This window comes from Streptomyces sp. NPDC096193 (assembly GCF_040302905.1).
Taxonomy (GTDB): Bacteria; Actinomycetota; Actinomycetes; order Streptomycetales; family Streptomycetaceae; genus Streptomyces.
In genome coordinates this window covers 78,893-98,500 of the sequence record NZ_JBEOSJ010000010.1, presented here as the reverse complement: position 1 = coordinate 98,500, position 19,608 = coordinate 78,893, and the positions used below count along the sequence as shown (strand labels likewise).

General features: G+C 71.3%; 19 protein-coding genes and 1 tRNA gene. 7 read left to right on the top strand and 13 right to left on the bottom strand.

The annotated features are described in order from the left end of the window. Positions 1-54 precede the first annotated feature (54 nt). A complete protein-coding gene (locus ABTX78_RS16990) occupies positions 55-1,080 on the top strand; it encodes a PAC2 family protein (protein WP_328860061.1) in 1,026 nt (341 codons plus the stop codon). 175 nt (positions 1,081-1,255) lie between these two features. Here ABTX78_RS16990 and ABTX78_RS16985 read toward each other — a convergent pair whose 3' ends face one another. From ABTX78_RS16985 to ABTX78_RS16965, 5 genes are all read right to left on the bottom strand, one after another. Next, positions 1,256-2,230, bottom strand: coding sequence for an SMP-30/gluconolactonase/LRE family protein (locus tag ABTX78_RS16985; RefSeq protein WP_352207570.1), 975 nt, complete (start codon positions 2,228-2,230; stop codon positions 1,256-1,258). A 157-nt stretch (positions 2,231-2,387) separates the two neighbouring features. Further along, the gene (mshC, locus tag ABTX78_RS16980) at positions 2,388-3,617 is read right to left on the bottom strand and encodes a cysteine--1-D-myo-inosityl 2-amino-2-deoxy-alpha-D-glucopyranoside ligase (RefSeq protein WP_352207569.1); all 1,230 of its coding nucleotides are present in this window, start codon (positions 3,615-3,617) and stop codon (positions 2,388-2,390) included. Between the two features lie 120 nt (positions 3,618-3,737). Then, positions 3,738-4,556 (bottom strand): SCO1664 family protein, encoded by an 819-nt coding sequence (locus ABTX78_RS16975; RefSeq protein WP_352207568.1) that lies wholly within the window; start codon positions 4,554-4,556, stop codon positions 3,738-3,740. Beyond that, on the bottom strand, positions 4,520-5,110 hold the full coding sequence (locus ABTX78_RS16970; protein WP_352207567.1) for a DUF3090 domain-containing protein: 591 nt from the start codon (positions 5,108-5,110) through the stop codon (positions 4,520-4,522). The genes ABTX78_RS16975 and ABTX78_RS16970 overlap by 37 nt, the downstream gene beginning before the upstream one ends. Positions 5,111-5,206: 96 nt before the next feature. Continuing rightward, entirely contained in the window at positions 5,207-5,893 is a 687-nt protein-coding gene (locus ABTX78_RS16965; protein ID WP_352207566.1) for a histidine phosphatase family protein, read from the bottom strand. 287 nt (positions 5,894-6,180) lie between these two features. On the opposite strand from ABTX78_RS16965, the gene corA reads away from it, so the two are divergent. Beyond that, positions 6,181-7,200 carry a magnesium/cobalt transporter CorA gene (gene corA, locus ABTX78_RS16960; protein WP_352207694.1) on the top strand — a complete coding sequence of 340 codons (1,020 nt, stop codon included), beginning with the start codon at positions 6,181-6,183 and terminating at the stop codon, positions 7,198-7,200. A 124-nt stretch (positions 7,201-7,324) separates the two neighbouring features. Here corA and ABTX78_RS16955 read toward each other — a convergent pair whose 3' ends face one another. Both ABTX78_RS16955 and ABTX78_RS16950 read right to left on the bottom strand, forming a co-directional pair. Continuing rightward, positions 7,325-8,110 (bottom strand): ferritin-like domain-containing protein, encoded by a 786-nt coding sequence (locus ABTX78_RS16955; protein ID WP_352207565.1) that lies wholly within the window; start codon positions 8,108-8,110, stop codon positions 7,325-7,327. A gap of 285 nt (positions 8,111-8,395) precedes the next feature. Continuing rightward, positions 8,396-9,445 carry an LLM class F420-dependent oxidoreductase gene (locus ABTX78_RS16950; protein ID WP_352207564.1) on the bottom strand — a complete coding sequence of 350 codons (1,050 nt, stop codon included), beginning with the start codon at positions 9,443-9,445 and terminating at the stop codon, positions 8,396-8,398. Positions 9,446-9,576: 131 nt separating this feature from the next. Between ABTX78_RS16950 and ABTX78_RS16945 the strand changes: the two genes are divergently transcribed. Both ABTX78_RS16945 and ABTX78_RS16940 read left to right on the top strand, forming a co-directional pair. Continuing rightward, the gene (locus ABTX78_RS16945; RefSeq protein WP_352207563.1) at positions 9,577-10,560 is read left to right on the top strand and encodes an aldo/keto reductase; all 984 of its coding nucleotides are present in this window, start codon (positions 9,577-9,579) and stop codon (positions 10,558-10,560) included. After that, a complete protein-coding gene (locus ABTX78_RS16940) occupies positions 10,557-12,800 on the top strand; it encodes a helix-hairpin-helix domain-containing protein (protein ID WP_352207562.1) in 2,244 nt (747 codons plus the stop codon). The genes ABTX78_RS16945 and ABTX78_RS16940 overlap by 4 nt, the downstream gene beginning before the upstream one ends. A 79-nt stretch (positions 12,801-12,879) precedes the next feature. On the opposite strand, the gene ABTX78_RS16935 is transcribed toward ABTX78_RS16940, so the two are convergent. Beyond that, a complete protein-coding gene (locus ABTX78_RS16935) occupies positions 12,880-13,539 on the bottom strand; it encodes a hypothetical protein (RefSeq protein WP_352207561.1) in 660 nt (219 codons plus the stop codon). Between the two features lie 47 nt (positions 13,540-13,586). On the opposite strand from ABTX78_RS16935, the gene ABTX78_RS16930 reads away from it, so the two are divergent. Then, positions 13,587-13,775 (top strand): DUF5703 family protein, encoded by a 189-nt coding sequence (locus ABTX78_RS16930; protein ID WP_005319466.1) that lies wholly within the window; start codon positions 13,587-13,589, stop codon positions 13,773-13,775. Positions 13,776-13,881: 106 nt separating this feature from the next. On the opposite strand, the gene ABTX78_RS16925 is transcribed toward ABTX78_RS16930, so the two are convergent. From ABTX78_RS16925 to ABTX78_RS16915, 3 genes are all read right to left on the bottom strand, one after another. Further along, positions 13,882-14,613: a chaplin family protein gene (locus ABTX78_RS16925; protein ID WP_352207560.1), complete on the bottom strand. Its 732-nt coding sequence runs from the start codon at positions 14,611-14,613 to the stop codon at positions 13,882-13,884. A 140-nt stretch (positions 14,614-14,753) separates the two neighbouring features. After that, positions 14,754-14,987 (bottom strand): chaplin ChpH, encoded by a 234-nt coding sequence (chpH, locus tag ABTX78_RS16920; protein WP_313947288.1) that lies wholly within the window; start codon positions 14,985-14,987, stop codon positions 14,754-14,756. A gap of 166 nt (positions 14,988-15,153) precedes the next feature. Further along, entirely contained in the window at positions 15,154-16,479 is a 1,326-nt protein-coding gene (locus ABTX78_RS16915) for a M20/M25/M40 family metallo-hydrolase (protein ID WP_352207559.1), read from the bottom strand. A 185-nt stretch (positions 16,480-16,664) separates the two neighbouring features. Between ABTX78_RS16915 and ABTX78_RS16910 the strand changes: the two genes are divergently transcribed. Both ABTX78_RS16910 and ABTX78_RS16905 read left to right on the top strand, forming a co-directional pair. After that, a tRNA-Leu gene (locus ABTX78_RS16910) sits at positions 16,665-16,752 on the top strand. 93 nt (positions 16,753-16,845) lie between these two features. After that, entirely contained in the window at positions 16,846-17,775 is a 930-nt protein-coding gene (locus ABTX78_RS16905; RefSeq protein ID WP_352207558.1) for a pseudouridine synthase, read from the top strand. Here the strand turns inward: ABTX78_RS16905 and ABTX78_RS16900 are convergent. Together ABTX78_RS16900 and ABTX78_RS16895 are read right to left on the bottom strand one after the other, a co-directional pair. Continuing rightward, the gene (locus ABTX78_RS16900) at positions 17,760-18,398 is read right to left on the bottom strand and encodes an MBL fold metallo-hydrolase (protein WP_352207557.1); all 639 of its coding nucleotides are present in this window, start codon (positions 18,396-18,398) and stop codon (positions 17,760-17,762) included. The two genes, ABTX78_RS16905 and ABTX78_RS16900, sit on opposite strands and share 16 nt — an antisense overlap. Next, the gene (locus ABTX78_RS16895; protein WP_352207556.1) at positions 18,398-19,483 is read right to left on the bottom strand and encodes an S-(hydroxymethyl)mycothiol dehydrogenase; all 1,086 of its coding nucleotides are present in this window, start codon (positions 19,481-19,483) and stop codon (positions 18,398-18,400) included. The genes ABTX78_RS16900 and ABTX78_RS16895 overlap by 1 nt, the downstream gene beginning before the upstream one ends. Positions 19,484-19,608: the final 125 nt, after the last annotated feature.

The window sequence follows — 19,608 nt, the reverse complement described above, 5'->3', positions numbered from 1 at the left end:
TCGTAAGCCGTAAGGTTGGGGCGTACGAAAGGGAACTTCGGAAGGAGGCACTGGGTGATCGAGCTCGAGGCGGTTCCCGAGCTGATCGACCCGGTCATGGTGGCCGCGTTCGAGGGCTGGAACGACGCCGGCGACGCTGCCTCCACCGCGGTCGCACATCTGGACCGGGAATGGAAGGGCGAGGTGTTCGCGGCGCTCGACGCCGAGGACTACTACGACTTCCAGGTCAACCGGCCCACGGTGTGGCTGGACGGCGGAGTACGGAAGATCACCTGGCCCACCACCCGGCTCTCCGTGGTCCGTATCGGCGGCGACAAGCCGCGCGACCTGGTTCTGGTCCGCGGCATCGAGCCCTCCATGCGCTGGCGCTCGTTCTGCAACGAGATCCTGGGCTTCGCCCACGAGCTGGGCGTCGAGATGGTGGTGATCCTGGGCGCGCTGCTCGGCGACACCCCGCACACCCGGCCGGTGCCGGTCAGCGGCATCACCTCGGACCCGGACCTGGCCAGAACCATGGACCTGGAGGAGACCAGGTACGAGGGACCGACCGGCATCGTCGGCATCCTCCAGGAGGCGTGCACGCACGCGGGTGTGCCGGCGGTGAGCCTGTGGGCCGCGGTGCCGCACTACGTGTCGCAGCCGCCGAACCCCAAGGCGACGCTGGCCCTGCTCAACCGCCTCGAGGACCTGATCGGTCTGCGCATCCCGCTCGGTGAACTGGCCGAGGACGCCCGCGCCTGGCAGCTCGGTGTCGACCAACTGGCAGCCGAGGACAGTGAAGTGGCGGAGTACGTCCAGACACTTGAGGAGGCGCGGGACACCGCGGAGCTTCCCGAGGCGTCCGGCGAGGCGATCGCCCGCGAATTCGAACGGTATCTGCGGCGACGGGACGGCGGTCCGGGCGGTCTCGGCCCGGCGGCCGGTCCCGGTCATGCGACCGAGGGCGGCGACAGCGGTTCCTACCTGCGCGACCCGGGCGGGCGTACGCGACCGCCGAAGCCTCCGCGCGCGGAGCCGGAGAGCGAGGCGTCCGGCGAGTCCGACGCGGACGGCGACGAGCCGGAGTCCTCGGAGGACTGACCGGCGGCGGGCCGGGGCAGGGCCCAACCCGCGGCAGCGGGACGGACACAGGTACGGGACCGGGGCGGCGCTCACCGAGCGCCGCCCCGGCCGTGTTCAGTGCCCAGTGCTCAGTGCTCAGTGGGCTGAGCGTCACAGTGTGCTCAGCGTGCTCAGCGTGCTCGGCGCTTTGTGCTCAGCGTCCGACCCGGTCCACCGCGACCACGTCGTACGTGGTGTCCGGGGTCGGCTGGGCCACGTCGAAGCGGGCGTTGGGCAGATAGATCCGGTCGCGCCACACAGCAGCGGTCGTGGGGACCTTGAAGTCCGGATCGGTGATCCTGGCGACCACCCGGCCGCTGGTCCCCGACTCGTTCACCTTCACCACCGCGATCGTGTTCAGCCGGTTCTGTACGACATGGAGAAGGCGGCCGAGCAGCAACAGCCCGTCCGCGTTGGGCAATGGGGTCCCGCCGAGGTCCACGCGGCGCGCGACGCCCGTGCGGGGGTCCACACGCATCAGTGAGCCACCGCCCACCGCCTGATTGGCCATCAGCAGCGCCCGGCCGTCCGGAGTGCGGGAGATGCCGTTGGCCGTCAGCGCGGCACCCTGCACCCAGTCACCGCCGAGCGGCACCGTGGTGATCGCGTCGCCCGGCTCGTCGCGCGGGCCGAGCGGGAGCCGGTAGAGATTCGGCTTGAAGGAATCGGTGAAGTAGGCCGCCCCCGGCGTGAGCACCACATCGTTGACCATGGTGCCCTCCGAGCCGACACCGAACGTCCGGAGCAGCGTCCCCCTGCGGGCGTCGGCGATCCGGATCTCCCGGCTCACACCGCCGCACAGGAACAGCAGCCGCTCCCGCCGGTCGATCTTGAGCCCGATCACCGGATGCGCGGCGCCGAGGCCCTGGCTGACGACCCGTCCGCGGCCGGTGGCGAGGTCGGCGCGGTAGACGGAACCGGTCGCGATGGAACCGACGTAGGCATACGGACCGGTCCCGATGGTGATGCCCTCGGGACGGAAGCCGTTCGGCAGAGGGAAGGTCTCGGGCCACCGCCGGCCGGCGTGTTCGGCGGCCGTGGCCGGGCCGGCGAGGGGGCTGAGGAGGGCCGCGCCGCCGAGCGCGGCTGCGGTTCGGAGAACTCTTCTTCGTGCGAAGGAGCGGGTCATCGTGCGTCCTTCCGACAAGTGTTCTGCAGAGGCCTCCACCTCAGCACAGAGCGGCCCGACGGCGCAGGAGCGCGGTGAAATGCGGACGGGCGCGTTCAGGTCGGGGACCTGAGCGCGCCCGTGGGGCGGACGTTACCGATGTGGCGGATGTGCGGTGCTACAACGCGACGCCCAGCAGGGCGTCGACCGTGCGGGAGACAATCCCGGGCGCGCCCTCGTCCGTACCGCCCTCCGCGCGCTGACGCTCGGCCCAGCGGTCGACGGCCCTCAGCGCGGCGGGGGCGTCCAGGTCGTCGGCGAGCGCCTCGCGGATCTCCTCGACGAGCGTTTCCGCGGACGGTCCGTCGGGCCGGGACACGGCGGCGCGCCAGCGGTCGAGCCGCTCCACGGCGTCCCGCAGGACCTGGTCGGTCCACTCCCAGTCGGCGCGGTAGTGGTGGGCGAGCAGGGCGAGCCGGATGGCCGCCGGGTCGACCCCGTCGCGGCGCAGCTTGGAGACGAAGACCAGGTTGCCCTTGGACTTCGACATCTTCTCGCCGTCGAGTGCCACCATGCCGGCGTGCACATAGGCCTGGGCGAAGGGGTGTTCGCCGGTGAGCGCCTGGGCGTGGGACGCGCCCATCTCGTGGTGCGGGAAGGCGAGATCGGAACCGCCGCCCTGCACGTCGAAGCCCATGCCGAGGTGGTCGAGCGCGATGGCGACGCACTCGATGTGCCAGCCGGGACGGCCACGGCCGAGGCTTTTGCCGTCCCAACTCGGCTCGCCCTCACGGGCGGCCATCCACAGCATCGGGTCGAGCGGGTTCTTCTTGCCGGGACGCTCCGGGTCGCCGCCGCGCTCCGCGGAGAGCAGCCGCATGGCTTCGGCGTCGAGGTGCGAGACCTCACCGAAGTTCGGGTCGGCCTCGACCGAGAAGTAGGTGTCGCCCTCGAGTTCGTAGGCGGCGCCCGCGTCGCGCAGACGCTCGACGAGCGGGACGATGCCCGGTATCGCCTCGACGGCTCCGACGTAGTGGCGCGGCGGAAGCATCCGCAGGGCGGTCATGTCCTCACGGAACAGCGCGGTCTCGCGCTCGGCGAGCTCGGTCCAGTCCTGCCCGTCGCGGACGGCGCGCTCCAGGAGAGGATCGTCCACGTCGGTGACGTTCTGGACGTAGTGAACCTGGCGCTTGGTGTCGAGCCACACGCGCTGAACGAGGTCGAACGCGTTGTAGGTCGCCGCGTGACCGATGTGGGTCGCGTCGTACGGCGTGATGCCGCAGACGTAGATACGGGCGACGGGACCGGGGGTGAGAGTCACCAAACCGCTGGTCGTGGAGTCGTGGATCCGGAGGTCGCGGCCCTTGCCGGGCAGGGCGGGGACCTCAGAAGCGGGCCAGGCATGCATGTCATGAGCCTAACCGGACGGGAGTTCCACATACGAACCGGATCGCGAAGATCGGCCGGTTCCGACGTCCTTGAGGACCCCGCGGACCGCGGCGGCGGACTGCAGGCCGCCGGCGGCACCTCAGACCGGCGGCCACGGGATGGCGGGCCACTCCCCCGACGGCACCGGGTGACTGCCCGACGCGATCAGAGCCGCCACCCTCGCCCGTACGGAATCGACCTCCGCCGCCGTGAGCAGTTGCGCCAGCCGGGTGACCAGGGGCTCCCCGTCGGCCAGGGCGGGCAGCAGGGCGGTGAGGGCCTCCAGGGCCTCGGGCGCCAGCGGCTCACCCGCCCAACCCCACAGCAGGGTGCGCAGCTTGTCGTCCACGTTGAACGTGACGCCGTGGTCGATCGCGTACAGCACACCGTCGGTCGTGGGCAGCAGATGTCCGCCCTTGCGGTCGCCGTTGTTGATCACCGCGTCCAGTACCGCGAGGCGTCGCAGCCGCTCGTCGTCCGCGTGGACCAGCAGCGCGGTCCGCCCCTCGCCGACGTCGGCGAAGCCGACCGCCTTCCAGCCCTCCCCCGGCTCATCCTCCTCGAGGAGCGCGAGCAGGGCGGCGGAGGGGTCCGCCTCGATCCAGAGCTGGACCATGCCCTGCCCGTACGGGCCGTCCCGCAGGACGGTGGGCGGTACGAGATTCCATCCCAGCGCCTGGGAGATCTCGTAGGCGGCCACCTCGCGCTGCGCCAGCGTGCCGTCGGGGAAGTCCCACAGCGGCCGCTCGCCGGCGACCGGCTTGTAGACGCAGGACGCCGTCTCGCCCTCGTGGGAGACGGAGCAGAACAGCACCGCGTTGGACGCCTCACGGACCCGGCCGCGCACGGTCAGCTCACCCTTGGTGAGCAGGTCGAGTGCGGTCACGCTCCGCGGCGGTATCCGTTCTGGCGCGGACATACGTGTCCCTCCGGGTCGAGCGGCAGACTGCACAGCGGGCACGGCGGCCGGCCGGCGTTCACCACGTCCAGCGCGCGCTTGGCGAACGCCCTGGCCTGCGCCCCCGTCAGCCGTACGCGCAGCATCGGCGGACCGTTCTCCTCGTCCTGGAGCAGCCGTTCCTCCGCCTCCGCGAGGTCCTCCTCGGACTCCGCGTCCAGTTCGACCAGCGCCTGGGCCTCGACGATCATGCGCTGTTCCTCGCCGTCCCAGGCGAGCGCCATCGTGCCGACCCGGAACTCCTCCTCGACGGGGGCGTCCAGCGGCGCGGTGTCCGAGACGTCCGCGGGGGCCATGGCCGGCACCGGCGCATTGCCCCCGGTACGGCGCACGACCTCGTCGAGCAGCTCATCGATTCGCTCGGCGAGGGCGGCGACCTGGGTCTTCTCCAGGGCCACGCTCGTGGTGCGCCCTGCGGCCGAGGCCTGCAGGAAGAACGTACGGCGTCCAGGCAGCCCGACCGTACCGGCCACGAACCGGTCCGGCGGGTCGTAGAGGAACACCTGACGGGACACGTTCTGTCTCCCTCGAGATTTCGGGAACGATCGGGGTGGGCGGACGGTGCGCGGGCACACGGGTTTTCAGCCCGTCCACCCTACTGCGCCGGGCGATCACGGGGCGCCCGCGCCGCCTCCTACAACCGCGGCCCCGTCGCCGGCGTTCCCGCGCGGTGCCAGCGAGTCCAAATCCCCTGTGTCACCGAGACGCAGAAGAAACGGCCTGGTACGGGTGTAACGGATCGCTGTCACGGAACACGGTTCCACATGGATCCGCTGGAAAAGATCGAGATGCATGCCGAGCGCGTCCGCGACCAGCGCCTTGATGATGTCTCCGTGAGAGCACATCACATAGGTGGCGTCCTCGCCGTGCGCCTCGGCGACACGCGCGTTCCAGTCGCGCACGGCGTCGACGGCCCGCGCCTGCATGGCCCGCATCGACTCACCGCCCGGAAAGGCCGCCGCCGAGGGATGCTGCTGCACGACCTCCATCAGCGGCTCGTCGGCCAGCTCCTTGAGCTTGCGCCCCGACCAGTCCCCGTAGTGGCACTCACCGATCCGCTCGTCGGTCTGGAGCTCGAGACCGGGGCGAGCGTCCAGCAGCGGCCGGAGCGTCTGCTCACAGCGTGCCAGAGGGCTGCTGACGGCCGCGGTGAGCGGTACGTCGGCGAGACGGGCGGGCAGCGCGGCCGCCTGCGCGGAGCCGCGTTCGTCGAGATGGACGCCGGGGGTCCAGCCGGCGAGCACCCCAGCGGTGTTGGCGGTGGAGCGGCCGTGGCGTACGAGGATCAGCGTGACCATGAGCGCCAGCCTAGGGCCTGTGGGGAGGATCGGGCCGGGTCGGTGGGCGAGGCCTGGCACGTGCGATCGCAGGGCGGAGGTGGGGTTCCCTCCCACGCCGCAGGCTGTGGGGCAAGGAGGCACGGCGGAGCCATGCCGACTGAGGACAACGCGGCGTGCGGGTACCTCCCGTGCCCGAAGGGTTACGGGGGAGTGGGTGCCATGGCACGTGAGCCCGGCAGGATCCGAACGGCTTGCCCTGAGCGGACCGGGGCCGGAGGGTGCGTCGGGGCGGATCGCACGGAAGAATACGCGCCGTGATCGTGGACTGCGCCATCTACCGGGAAGGGCGCCGCACCGAGGGCCCCAAGGATTTCTCGGACGCACTGGACGAGGCACGGACGATCGGGGACGCATTTGTCTGGATCGGCGTGCACGAGCCCACGGAGGAGGAGTTCGACCTCGTCAGCAGCGAGTTCAGTCTGCATCCGCTGGCGGTGGAGGACGCGCTGAAGGCCCATCAGCGGCCCAAGCTCGAGGTGTACGACGACTCGCTGTTCATGGTCCTCAAGCCGGTGGTCTACGAGCCGGAGAGCGACTCCGTCGACACCAGCGAGCTCATGATCTTCATCGGCGACTCGTTCGTGGTGACGGTCCGGCACGGCGAGGGCGCCCCGCTGCACGCCGTGCGGCAGCGGCTGGAGGCCGATCCCGACGTGCTGAAGCACGGGCCCACCGCGGTGCTGTACGCCATCAGCGACGCCGTCGTCGACCACTACATCGATGTGGCGGCGGAACTCCAGGTGGACCTGGAGGAGATGGAGGCCGAGGTCTTCGCGCCGACCGGCAAAGGGGCCGGCAAGGAGGCCGGCTCGGCCGGCTCTCCCCCGACCGCGGCCCGGATCTACACCTTCAAGCGGCAGGTGCTGGAGTTCCGGCGGGCCGCCACGCCACTGGCGGCGCCCATGGCCCGGCTGGCGAGCGCCGGGGTGCCCTTCGTGGAGAAACGCTCGCAGCCCTTCTTCCGGGACGTCAGCGATCACCTGACGCGGGCCAACGAGCAGGTGGAGGGGCTCGACCGGCTGCTGTCGGACGTGCTGGCGGCCCATCTCGCGCAGACGAGCGTGCGCCAGAACGACGACATGCGGAAGATCTCGGCCTGGGCGGCGATGGCGGCGGTGCCCACCATGGTCGCGGGCATCTACGGCATGAACTTCGAGCACATGCCGGAGCTGGGCTGGACCTGGGGGTATCCGGCCGTCATCGCCCTGATGGCGGGCGCGGTCGTCGGGCTGTTCCGGCTGTTCAAGCGCCGCGGCTGGCTGTAGCGGCGCTCGACGAGGGGGTGCGTTCGCGGGGCCTGTGCTCTCGGCGGACCTGATGCTCTCGGTGGACCGGATGCTCTCGGCTGTGCTCTCCGTGGACCGGATGCTCTCGGTGGGCCGGGTGCTGTCAGTAGGCCGGCGCGGCGGTGGGCGGTCCGTCGAGAGCGCCCCGCCGTGTCGGCATCCGCAGGCCGACCATCTTGTGCCAGCCGCCGAACCGGTCGTACGCGTACATGCCGTGGATGCCCGCGGCGAGCGCGGCGGACTTGGCCCGGGGCCAGTGCAACAGCCGCCCCATGTGTCCCATCACGGCGAGGCTGACATCGCGGTACACCGCGATCTCGGCGAGGGCGCTCGCGCGCAGGACGCCGTGGATGGTGCGGCCGTGGCCCTCGGCGGCGAGGCGGAGCAGTTCCTCGTGGCAGTACGCCAGGTGGTTGTCCTCGTCGGCGCAGATCATCCGGATCGCCTTGCCGAACTCCGGATGGTCCCCGAAATATGTGACCAGCATGTCCATCTGGTCGGCCGCCCGCTGCTCGGTGACCCTGCTGTGCGAGAGGTAGACGACGATGTCCTCCTCCGTGAGGGCCTCGTCGCGGCGCAGCTTCTCGTGGGTGAGGCCGATGCCCCGCTGTTCGAGCAGCATCGTGTAGTCGGTCTCGGGCGGGACGGGGACGGGTTCGAGCCCACGCTTCTTCAGCAGGGCCTCGAAGATCCTGCCGTGCTTGTCCTCGTCGGCGCCGTGCCGGGTGATCTTCGGCGCGAGGGCGCGCATGCTGTCGGGCACGAGCGCGGCGATTCGGGCGTTCTCCCAGCCTCCCTGGGCCTCGCCGCTGGCCGCGATGGAGCAGAAGAGCTGGAAGGAGTCGTCGTTGTCGATGATTTCCTGGAACAGGCTCCGAGCCGAGAGCATCACTGCCACCTCCTGAAGGTGTCCGCGCAGAACGAGTCAAATGCGGTACGGGAGGCGAGGCAACAGCTGGGTCGGGCAACTGCGCCGAACGGAGGACATGCGGGACCGCAAGAAGAGGGAGTAACCACGGCGGCCTGTTCGGCGTTGTGTGTACGACGGCCGTGGCGGGGAAGACCCCCGAGCCCCCACCACGGCCGCAGAACTTCTCTCCCAAGCCTCTCCGCCGCCCCCGGGTCCCGCAAAGGGACCGGGCGAGGCCCCCGCGACCGGGCGAGGTCCGCGGGACTAGGCGAGGCCAGCGCGCTCCAGTGCCTCGGTGCCCGCCCGGAGGGCGGTGATCCGCTCGTCGAGCGTGAAGCCGGCCGGTGCGAGGGTGAGCGTGGTGACGCCGGCCTCGTTGTACGCCTGCATCCGCTCGGCGATCCGCTCCACCGAGCCGAGCAGCGTGGTGGAGTCGATCAGCTGGTGCGGCACGGCCGCGGCCGCGCCCTGCTTGTCGCCGGACAGGTACTTGTCCTGGATCTCCGCGGCTTCCTTCTCGTAGCCCATGCGCTGCGCGAGCTGATTGTAGAAGTTCTGCTTGCGGCTGCCCATGCCGCCGACGTACAGCGCGGTGTAGGGACGGAACATGTCGGCGAGGCCGTTGACGTCGTCGCCGACCGCCAGCGGGAGGGTCGGGCAGACGTCGAAGCCTTCCATCGTCTTGCCGGCCTTCTCCCGGCCCGCGCGCAGATGGCGGACGGCCGTCTCCTCGAGGTGGTCGGCGGAGGGGAAGATCAGCAGAGCGCCGTCCGCGATCTCACCGGTCTGCTCCAGGTTCTTGGGGCCGATCGCGGCGATGTACAGCGGGATGTGCTCGCGCTTGGGGTGGACCGTGAGCTTGATCGGCTTGCCCGGTCCGTCGGGCAGCGGCAGGGTCCAGTGCTCACCCTCGAAGGACAACCGCTCGCGGGACATGGCCCGGCGGACGATCTCGACGTACTCACGGGTGCGGGCCAGCGGCTTGTCGAACTTCACGCCGTACCAGCCCTCGGAGACCTGGGGGCCCGAGACGCCGAGTCCGAGGCGGAAACGGCCGTCGGAGAGGGAGTCGAGGGTGGCCGCGGTCATGGCCGTCATGGCGGGCTGGCGAGCCGGGATCTGCATGATCGCGGAGCCGACGTCGATGCGCTCGGTCTGGGCGGCGACCCAGGTGAGGACCGTGGGCGCGTCGGAGCCGTACGCCTCGGCGGCCCAGCAGACGTCGTAGCCGAGCCTGTCGGCCTCCTTGGCGACCGCGAGGTTGTCGCCGTCCATCCCCGCGCCCCAGTAGCCGAGGTTGATGCCGAGCCGCATAACCGCTCCCTCTTACTGATCAGTAACGTCTCTGTTCCGGGGGACTCTAGCGCGGGTCCCCGCGATCCGTCAGGGGGAGGTTGTCCACAGGCTCTCTCAGGGTGGGCCCATGGCCAGTAATCTCAGCGCCCATGGAACAGAGGCATCTCGGCCACACCGGCCTGCGCGTGTCCCGGATAGGGCTGGGCACCCTCACCTGGGGCCGGGACACCGACGAGCACGACGCCGCCGACCAGTTGAAGGCGTTCTGGGAGGCCGGCGGGACGCTCGTCGACACCGCCGATGTGTACGGCGGCGGGGATGCCGAATACCTGCTGGGGCAGTTGGTCGAACGGCTCGTGCCCCGGCGTGATCTCGTGATCGCGACGAAGGCGGGGAGCATTCCTGACCCGGACCGCCGCTTCGACGGCTCGCGCGGACATCTGCTCGCCGCGCTGGACGACTCGCTCCAGCGGCTCGGCACGGACTACGTCGACCTGTGGCAGGTCCACGCGTTCGACCCGCAGACCCCGCTCGACGAGACGCTTCAGGCGCTCGACATCGCGGTGAGCAGCGGGCGGGCACGGTACGCGGGCGTGTCGAACTTCTGCGGCTGGCAGCTGGCGAAGGCGGCGACCTGGCAGCTGGCGGCGCCGGGCATGCGGACCCGTCTGGCGAGCACGCAGATGGAGTACTCCCTGCTCCAGCGAGGGGTCGAGCGGGAGGTGCTGCCGGCGGCGCTCGACCTGGGCGTGGGACTGCTGCCCTCGTCACCGCTCGGCCGGGGCGTGCTGACCGGGAAGTACCGGCATGCGACCCCGGCGGACTCCCGTGGCGCGTCGGAGCAGTTGGCGCCGTTCGTCGAGCCGTATCTCGACGAGGCGGCGGACAGCATCGTGGACGCGGTCGTGACGGCGGCCGACGGTCTGGCGGTCACGGCGCTGCAGGTGGCGCTCGCGTGGGTGAGGGACCGGCCGGGAGTGGTCGCCCCGATCATCGGCGCGCGCAACGCGCAGCAACTCACGGCCGCATTGTCAGTGGAGACGCTTACGCTTCCTGACGAGATCTGCCAGGCGCTCGACGATGTGTCGGCGCCCGTGCACCGCTATCCCGACCAGGACTGGAGCACGCTGTGACCGCGCCTTCCGAGGGGCCGCAGCCCCCCACAGCCGCTGAGGAGCAGGCCGGGCCCCCGGCCGAGGACCGCGCCGCCGAGACGGCCGCGGACGGCACCGCCGCGGACGGCGAAACCGCGGACGGAGGGGTGGAGAGCACGCCCGCGGACGGCGACGCCGAGACCGGGACCGCCGTGGACGAGCAGCCCGCACCGGGTACCGCCGGGACCGGAGCCCCCGGCACGGCCGACGGCGAGGAGGCCGCCAAGCTGTCCGAGGCCGAGGCCGAGCTCGCCGCACAGCGGGAGTTGCGGGGCCGCATCGAGCAGCGGAAGGCCGAGAAGGAGGGGCCCATCAGGAGCGGCACCAAGCTGAGCGGTCAGACGGCCGATCTGCTCGCGGCCGTCCGTGCCGTGGAGAGCGGCGAGAAGCCGAGCGGCGCGTTCTTCGACTCTCCCCGTTCCGGCGAGGGGTCCGCGGCCACCACGGCTCCGCGGCGTCCCGCTCCCGGTCCGACCGAGCCTGTCCGGCAGCAGATCCCGGGGTTGCAGACCGGCCGCCGGGCCGCGGCTCCCGAGACGGTGGAGGCGGTGCGAGCCCTGCTCGTCGAGGGCGGCGCGCCCGAGACGCTCGCGGCTCAGGTGGCGGAGTCGCTCGGCGAGCAGGCCGCCGCGACGCTGCGGGACAACCCCTGGCAGCTGCTGTCGGTGTCCGGCGTACGGCCCGAGCAGGCCGACGGGTTCGCGCGGGCGCTGCTGGGCACCGAGTGCGGCCCGGGCGACGAGCGGCGGACGGCCGCCCTCGTCACCTGGCAGCTGGAGCGGGCCGCGCTGCTGGGGCACACCGCGCTGGAGTCCTCGGCGGTGCGCGGCGCGCTGGCCGAGCGGTCCGTGCCCGACCCGGACGAGGCCCTCCAGCAGGTCATCGCCGAGGGCGCGGTCCTGGTGTTCCAGGACGGCGTGCCGCAGGAGAGCGAGGACGGCGGCGAGGCGGAGCCCGGGGCCGGGCCGGGCGAGGAGGCCGCGGAGCAGGCCGTGCCGGTGCTGCTCGGCCTCGACCGGTACGCACTGGCGGAGGAGAGTCTCGCGGACAGCCTGGCCCGGCTGGCCAAGGCCGGCGCCGACGCCCGGTGGGAGGCGGCCGAGCCGACGGATCTGGTCCGGGCGGTGGCGGCGAGCGGTCTGGTGACCCACACCGGCGGCGAGGCGTCCCGGGCCGAGCCGGCCCGGCTCGCCGAGGCCGCGACAGCGCTCGGGCTGCGGGCCGTGGTCGCGGTCCACAGCGAGGACGGCAGCCGACGGCTCGGCGGAGCGGTCACTGTCTCCGGGCTGCTCGCGGGGACGGAGGGCCCGGGGCGGGACCAGGACGGAGCCTTCGCCCTGGATCTGCTGGTCGTGCTGGACGCTCCGCAGCTGGACGTCGAGACCGCGGCGATGCTGGTCGAGTCGATGCCGGACGGCGGGCGGCTGGTCCTCAGCGGAGACCCCGCACTGCTCGCGTCGGCGGGCGCCGGGCGGGTGTTCGGTGATCTGCTCGCCGCCCGCGTCTGCCCGCAGATCGCCTCGCGGACCCCGGACCCCGGCCCCATCGGGGAGCTGGTCTCGGGCATCGGGATCGGCGAGCTGAGCCAGGTGGAGGCGCCCGGCAAGGAAGTCGTCATCGTGCCGGTGCGCGACGCCGGCGAGGCGGTCCACCGCACGGTGCAGCTCGTCGCCGACTCGGTGCCGCGCGCCATCGGGGTACCGCCCGCCGACACCCAGGTGATCACGGTGGGCCACGGTGGCTCGGCGGGCACCCGGGCGCTCAACGCGGCGCTGAAGCAGCGGCTGAACCCGGGCCCGGGCCGGTTCGGCGGCTTCGACCCCGGCGACCGCGTCGCGTACGTCCCCTCCCCCGGCCGTACCCGCCCGGGCACCGTGGTCTCGGCGGACACCGAGGGGCTCCACCTCGACTGTGCGGGCGCGCCGGTGGTCGTTCCGAAGGAGCAGGTCGAGTCCGCGGTGCGGCACGGCTGGGCGATGACCGCGCACCAGGCGACCGGGATGCGCTGGCCCGCGGCCGTCGTGGTGCTGCCCGGGGATGCCGCCCAGGGCCTGAGCAGGCCGTGGGTCTACACCGCCTTCAGCCGCGGCGAGCGCCATCTGTCCGTGGTGCACGGCGTGGACCAGGCGCTGCCGCGTGCGGTGGCGGAGATCCCGACGCAGGAGCGGACGACACGGCTGCGGGCGTTGCTGGAAGGGCTGCTCGCCCCCACTCCCTGAGCGCTCGTGCCGAGGCCCCCAGCCGCGGGATCTGCTCGTCCTGCGGCAGGGGGCCTCGTACGCGCCCGGGCCGGTGGCCTCAGTGCTCCACCTCGTCGAGGTCCTCCAGCCCTTCGCCCAGATCGTCCTCGTCGAAGACCGAGCTGACGTCGAACCGGCACACGATCCGCTCGGGAAGCGCCTGCTCGAAGGGGGCGGTGAGCCATTCGCCGGGCTCGGGGACCTCGTCGGAGGCCGACACCCACAGCGTGGAGTCGCCCTCCTCCAGGCCGAACTCCTTGTGCCGGGAGGCGATTTCGTCCGGCTCGTACTCCCCGAAGAGCACTCCGAGGGCCGCGTGCACGCTGGTGCCGACGACCGGCACGTTCGCCGGGCGGTCCTCGTCGGTGTCGACGTCGGCGATGCGCTGTGCCTGGGAGAGCAGCCGCTGCGGCTCCACCACCGCGTAGTCGCGGCGGATCAGCACACTGAGGGCGTTCGGCTCCTCAGGACCGGCGTAGGGGGGCAGGGACTCGTCCGCGGCCGGGATCTCGAAGGGCGTGACCTCGTCGTAGCGGTCGTAGAGGCGCTCGTCGTACGCCTCGGCTGCGGCGGCCAGCTCGTTGAACGCGGTGTAGACGGCAGGATCGTCCTCGCCCGTGCGGTTCTCGACCGCTGCGAGGTGACGGTCCAGTGCGGCCTTGACCGCCTCGGCGGCGGCTCGTACCTCGTCAGCGGTGGGCTGCGCAGCATCAGACATAGTGCAGACGCTATCCGTACCGGGGCTCTGCCCGCACAATAGATGCGATGCCGGAATACGAATTTGTCGACGTGTACGTGCCGCGCGGGGTCTCCCGCAAGGAGGCGACCCGTCTGCTCACCGACCATGCCGAGTACGGACACTGGGAGTTGGACCGACTGAGTCTGCACCGGGACGGCAGTCGCAGGGTGCGGCTGCGCCGGCGCATCATCCGTCAGGTGCGCGCCACCTGGTGACAGCGCGGAGCGGGCCCCGTCGTGACGAGACCCGCTCCGTTTTCTGCCATTGCAGCCGTTCCAGCCGTTCCCAGCCGTGTCGCCGTGCTGTGCCTGCGTGCTGCGCTTACGCGGCCGAGCGGGCGCGGCGGTAGAGCACCGCTCCCGCCAGCAGCATGCCCGCGCCCGCCGGGATCAGCAGGTCCATGGCGTCGGTGCCGGTCTGGGCGAGTTCCTCCGCGCCCGCCGGCTGGGCGACGGTCTGCGCGGCGGGGTTGTTCCGCACGGAAGCGGCCGGCGCGTCGGGCTCGACCGGCGACACGCTGCGGGGCTGACCTGGCCGCTCCGGAGCGACCGGCTCCGGCTTCTCGGGCCCGGGCTTCCCCGGTGTGCTGACCTCGCTGTCATTGGCGCAGTCGTTGCCCAGGGCCGGGTTCAGCAGACCGCCGATGGTGACGGTGTTCCCGCAGGCGTTCACGGGGATGTGCACCGGGGCGTCGATGTGGTTGCCGGAGGCGACGCCGGGCGAATTGCTCGCTCCGCCCGTGCCGTGGGCACCGCCCTTGCCTTGGCCCGATCCCTTGCCGTGCTGGGACTCGGACTTCGACGGCCCGGACTTGTTGGCGCATTCGTTGCCGAACACCGGGTTCAGCAGACCGACGACATTGACGGAATTGCCGCAGGCGTTCACGGGAACGTCGACCGGTACCTGGACCGCGTTTCCGGACCCGACGCCCGGAGAATTCGACGCGCCTCCGTGGGCCCCTGCGTCCGCGTGTGCGTAACCGCTGCCGAGGGCGAGCACTCCGCCCGCCGCCGCCGCCATGGTGATCAGGCCTTTGCGCGTGACCTGGCGCATACGTTGAATCCTGCCTTCTTCAGGAATCCCCCGAACCCTGTGCCCGGGGGCGGAAATACCCGGGCGGTCCCGGAGCGCATGGCGCGCACTCCGGGACCGCCCAGGTTCAAACCATGACCCCGAGGGGTCGGGTCACAACATCAAGCGTTGACGCAGGTGTTGCCGAAGGCAGGGTTCAGGAGCCCGATCACGGAGACCGTGTTGCCGCACACGTTCACCGGCACGTGGACAGGCACCTGGATGACGTTGCCGGACAGCACGCCGGGAGAGTGCACAGCGGCACCCTGCGCGCCGGAGTCGGCCATGGCCATACCCGCACCAGCGAGCACGAGACCACCAGTGGCAGCCGCAGCAGCGACGACCTTCTTGATCATTATTCCTCCTTGTTGGCAATGCGATCCCAGCCGCGGACCGCACCACCTGTAACGAGGAGAAACGGGCGGGGCTACGAGCCCGATGTTCCTTTCACTCTTTCCAGTCGCGTGCGTACGTACTGTCGATTATTGGAGTTTCGTTTCAGCAGACCTCACCCGATCCGGTTCAGCACCGGTCGATGAAACGGTCAAGCACACGCACACCGAACTGCAGACCGTCCACCGGGACGCGCTCGTCCACCCCGTGGAACATGCCCGCGAAGTCCAGCTCCGGCGGCAGCTTGAGCGGGGCGAACCCGAAGCAGCGGATGCCGAGGTCGTCGAAGGACTTGGCGTCCGTGCCGCCGGAGAGCATGTACGGCACGGCCCGCGCGATCGGGTCCTCCGCCTTCAGCGCGACCTGCATCGCGTCGACGAGGTCGCCGTCGAAGCTGGTCTCCAGGGCCTTGTCCCCGTGCACGTCCTCGCGCCGGACGCGAGGGCCGAGCAGTCGGTCGAGATCGGCCAGGAACTCGTCCTCGTAACCCGGCAGGAAGCGCCCGTCGACATGGGCGGTCGCCTGGCCGGGGATGACGTTCACCTTGTAACCGGCGCCGAGCATGGTGGGGGCCGCGGAGTTGCGCAGGGTCGCGCCGATCATCTTGGCGATGCCGCCGAGCTTGGCGAGCGTCGCATCCATGTCCTCCGGGTCCAGGGGGGTGCCGAGCGCGTCGGAGAGCTCGTCGAGGAAGCCCCGGACCGTCTTGGTCATCCGCACCGGCCACGTGTGCCGGCCGAGCCGGCCGACCGCCTCGCACAGCTCGGTGACGGCGTTGTCCTTGTTGGTCATGGAGCCGTGGCCGGCGGTGCCGTCCACGGTCAGGCGCATCCAGTGCATGCCCTTCTGAGCCGTCTCGACGAGGTAGAGGCGCAGGTTCTCGTTGACGGTGAAGGAGAAGCCGCCGACCTCGCCGATGGCCTCCGTGACGCCCTCGAAGAGATCGGGGTGCTTGTCGACGAGGTGCCGCGCGCCCCAGGTGCCGCCCGCCTCCTCGTCGGCGAGGAACGCGAGCACGATGTCGCGCGGGGGCTTGCGGCCGCTGCGCATCCTGTCCCGGACGACGGCGAGCGTCATCGCGTCCATGTCCTTCATGTCGACCGCGCCGCGGCCCCAGACGCAGCCGTCCGCGATCTCACCGGAGAACGGGTGGTGGGTCCAGTCGTCGGCGTTGGCCGGTACGACGTCGAGATGGCCGTGGATGAGCAGCGCGGGCCTCGACGGGTCCTCCCCCTCGATCCGGGCCACCGTGGAGGCGCGTCCCTGGTGGGACTCGAAGATCTGCGGTTCGACACCGACCTCGGCCAGCTTCTCCGCGACGTACTCCGCCGCGGCCCTCTCCCCCGGGCCCGAGTGGTCCCCGTAGTTGCTGGTGTCGATCCGGATCAGCTCACGGCAGAGGTCGACGACCTCGTCCTCGCCCGAGACGGTACGGGCCGCATTCGACTCGCTCACGCTGATTCCTCCCACTGTCGCTGCTGGTGGTCCCCCCTCATCCTCCCGCGCGCGGCCCCGGACCCCAAGGGCGGCTACCTGCCGTCGCACGCCTTGCGGACGGCCGGGCGGGTGATCGGGCACAGCTGAATGTTTGCTATGGTTTTCCACGTCGGAACGGCCCAGCGCCGGACGGCAGACACCTTGTCCGGGTGGCGGAATGGCAGACGCGCTAGCTTGAGGTGCTAGTGCCCTTTATCGGGCGTGGGGGTTCAAGTCCCCCCTCGGACACCAGCAAAGATCCCTGCGGTTCACCGCGGGGGTCTTCTTGTTTGCGCTCCCCCGGCCACCGGTTCCTGGACGCGGCGCTGCGCTTACAGTCACCGGGTGAGACGCAGACACAAGGCCCCGCCGTCGCCGCTGCCCCAGCGGGACGGGATCGACCCGGTGCGCCTGCGACTGCCCGCCGACCCGGACGGTTCCTGGAAGACGGTCCGCGATCATGTGGTGGCGCGGTACGCGGGTGCCGTCGGGACCGAGAAGATCGACGCGCTGTTCCGGGAGGGCCGCATCCTCGGCACGGACGGGCCGGTCGCCGCGGACGAGCCGTACGCCCCCGGGCGGTATCTCTGGTTCCACCGGGACTTCGCGCCCGAGGAGCGCGTCCCGTTCGAGGTGGGGATCGTGCACCGCGACAAGCGCCTGGTCGTCGCCGACAAGCCGCACTTCCTCGCCACCACACCGCGCGGCCGGCACGTCACCGAGACCGCTCTCGCCCGGTTGCGGCGTGATCTCGGGCTGCCGCAGCTCCAGCCCGCCCATCGGCTGGACCGGCTGACCGCGGGTCTCGCGCTGTTCGTCGTGCGGCCCGGGGACCGGGGGGCGTACCAGACGATGTTCCGTGACCGGCGGGTGCGCAAGGAATACGAGGGGGTGGCGGCCCACGATCCGGCCGTGAGACTGCCGGTCACCGTACGCAGCCGGATCGTGAAGGACCACGGGGTGATGGCCGCCCGCGAGGTGGCGGGCGAGCCGAACAGCGAGAGCCGGATCGAGCTGCTGGAGCACCGCGAGGGGCTCGGCCGGTACCGGCTGTTGCCGGCCACCGGCCGCACCCATCAGCTCCGGGTCCATATGAACCGGCTCGGGCTGCCACTGCTGAACGATCCGCTCTTCCCCGTGGTCCGGGAGCCGGGGCCGGACGACTGGGCCGAGCCCCTTCAGCTCCTCGCCCGGGTGCTGGAGTTCACCGACCCCGTGACCGGGGAGCCGCTCCGCTTCGAGAGCGGGCTGCGGCTGTCTCAGTGGCCCCGCTGAATCCACTCCTCCAGATGTGGCGACTCCTCGCCGACGGTCGTCGGGTCGCCGTGGCCGGTGCGGACCACGGTGTCCGGCGGCAGGGTGAGCAGCCGCTGCCTGATCGACTCGACGATGGTCGGGAAGTGCGAGAACGACCGGCCGGTGGCGCCGGGGCCGCCCTGGAAGAGGGTGTCCCCGGTGAAGACCGTGGACAGCTCGGGGGCGTACAGACAGACCGCTCCGGGGGCATGGCCCGGGGTGTGCAGCACGGTCAGTTCGACACCCGCGACGGTCAGCGTCAGGCCGTCGGCCAGTTCGCCGTCGGGGGCGCGGTCGGGATGCGTCTGCTTCCACAGCGGGAGGTCGTCGGGGTGCAGCAGGATCGGCGCGCCCGTGGCCGCGGCGAGTGCGGGCGCGGCGTCGATGTGGTCGTTGTGGGCGTGCGTGCAGACGACGGCGACGAGCGTGCGGCCTCCGAGGGCCGCCTCGATCGCCGCGGCGTCGTGGGCGGCGTCGATGACGATGGCCTCGGAATCGTCGCCCACGATCCACACGTTGTTGTCGACGTCCCAGGTGCCGCCGTCGAGGGAGAAGGTGCCGGAGGTGACGAGGTGGTCGATCCTGACGTTCGAAGAGGTCATCAGAACCGCACCACCGAACGCAGCACGTCGCCCTCGTGCATCCGGGCGAAGGCCTTCTCGATGTCACCGAGCCCGATGGTCTCGGTGACGAACGCCCCGAGGTCGATGCGGCCCTGCTGGTGCAGGTCGATCAGCATCGGGAAGTCCCGGGACGGCAGACAGTCGCCGTACCAGGAGGACTTGAGTGCGCCGCCGCGGCCGAAGACGTCGAGGAGCGGCAGTTCCAGCTTCATGTCCGGGGTGGGGACGCCGACGAGGACGACCGTGCCGGCGAGATCGCGGGCGTAGAAGGCCTGCTTATAGGTCTCCGGGCGGCCGACCGCCTCGATGACGACATCGGCGCCGAAGCCCCCGGTGAGTTCGCGGATCGCCTCCACGGCGTCGGCGGAATCGGAGTTGACCGTGTGGGTCGCGCCCATCCTCTTCGCCGTCTCGAGCTTGCGGTCGTCGATGTCGACGGCGATGATCCTGGCCGCGCCCGCCAGCCGTGCGCCGACGACCGCCGCGTCGCCCACACCGCCGCAGCCGATGACGGCGACGGTGTCACCGCGGCCCACGTTGCCGGTGTTGACGGCCGCGCCGATACCCGCCATCACTCCGCAGCCGAGGAGACCCGCGACGGACGCGGAGACCGCCGGATCGACCTTGGTGCACTGCCCCGCGGCGACGAGGGTCTTCTCGGCGAACGCGCCGATGCCCAGGGCCGGGGAGAGTTCGGTGCCGTCCGTCAGGGTCATCTTCCGGCGGGCGTTGTGGGTGTCGAAGCAGTACCAGGGGCGGCCCCGCCGACAGGCGCGACAGCGGCCGCACACGGCCCGCCAGTTGAGGATGACGAAGTCGCCGGGCGACACCTCGGTGACGTCCGGGCCGACCGCCTCCACGACACCCGCGGCCTCATGGCCGAGGAGGAAGGGGAAGTCGTCGTTGATCCCGCCCTGCTTGTAGTGCAGATCGGTGTGGCAGACCCCGCACGCCTGCACCTGCACCACGGCCTCGCCCGGACCGGGGTCCGGGACGACGATCGTCTCCACCCGCACCGGTTCGTTCTTTCCGGGTGCGATCACACCTTGCACCTGCTGCGACATCGAGAACCTGCCCTTCTTCGCACGTCGGTCGATCCCCACTATGGACCGTCACGGCGGCGCTCGGCGACGAGCAGGAGGGGCCCCGCGGAAGTCTTTCCGCGGGGCCCCTCGTGTGCGTGTTCGGC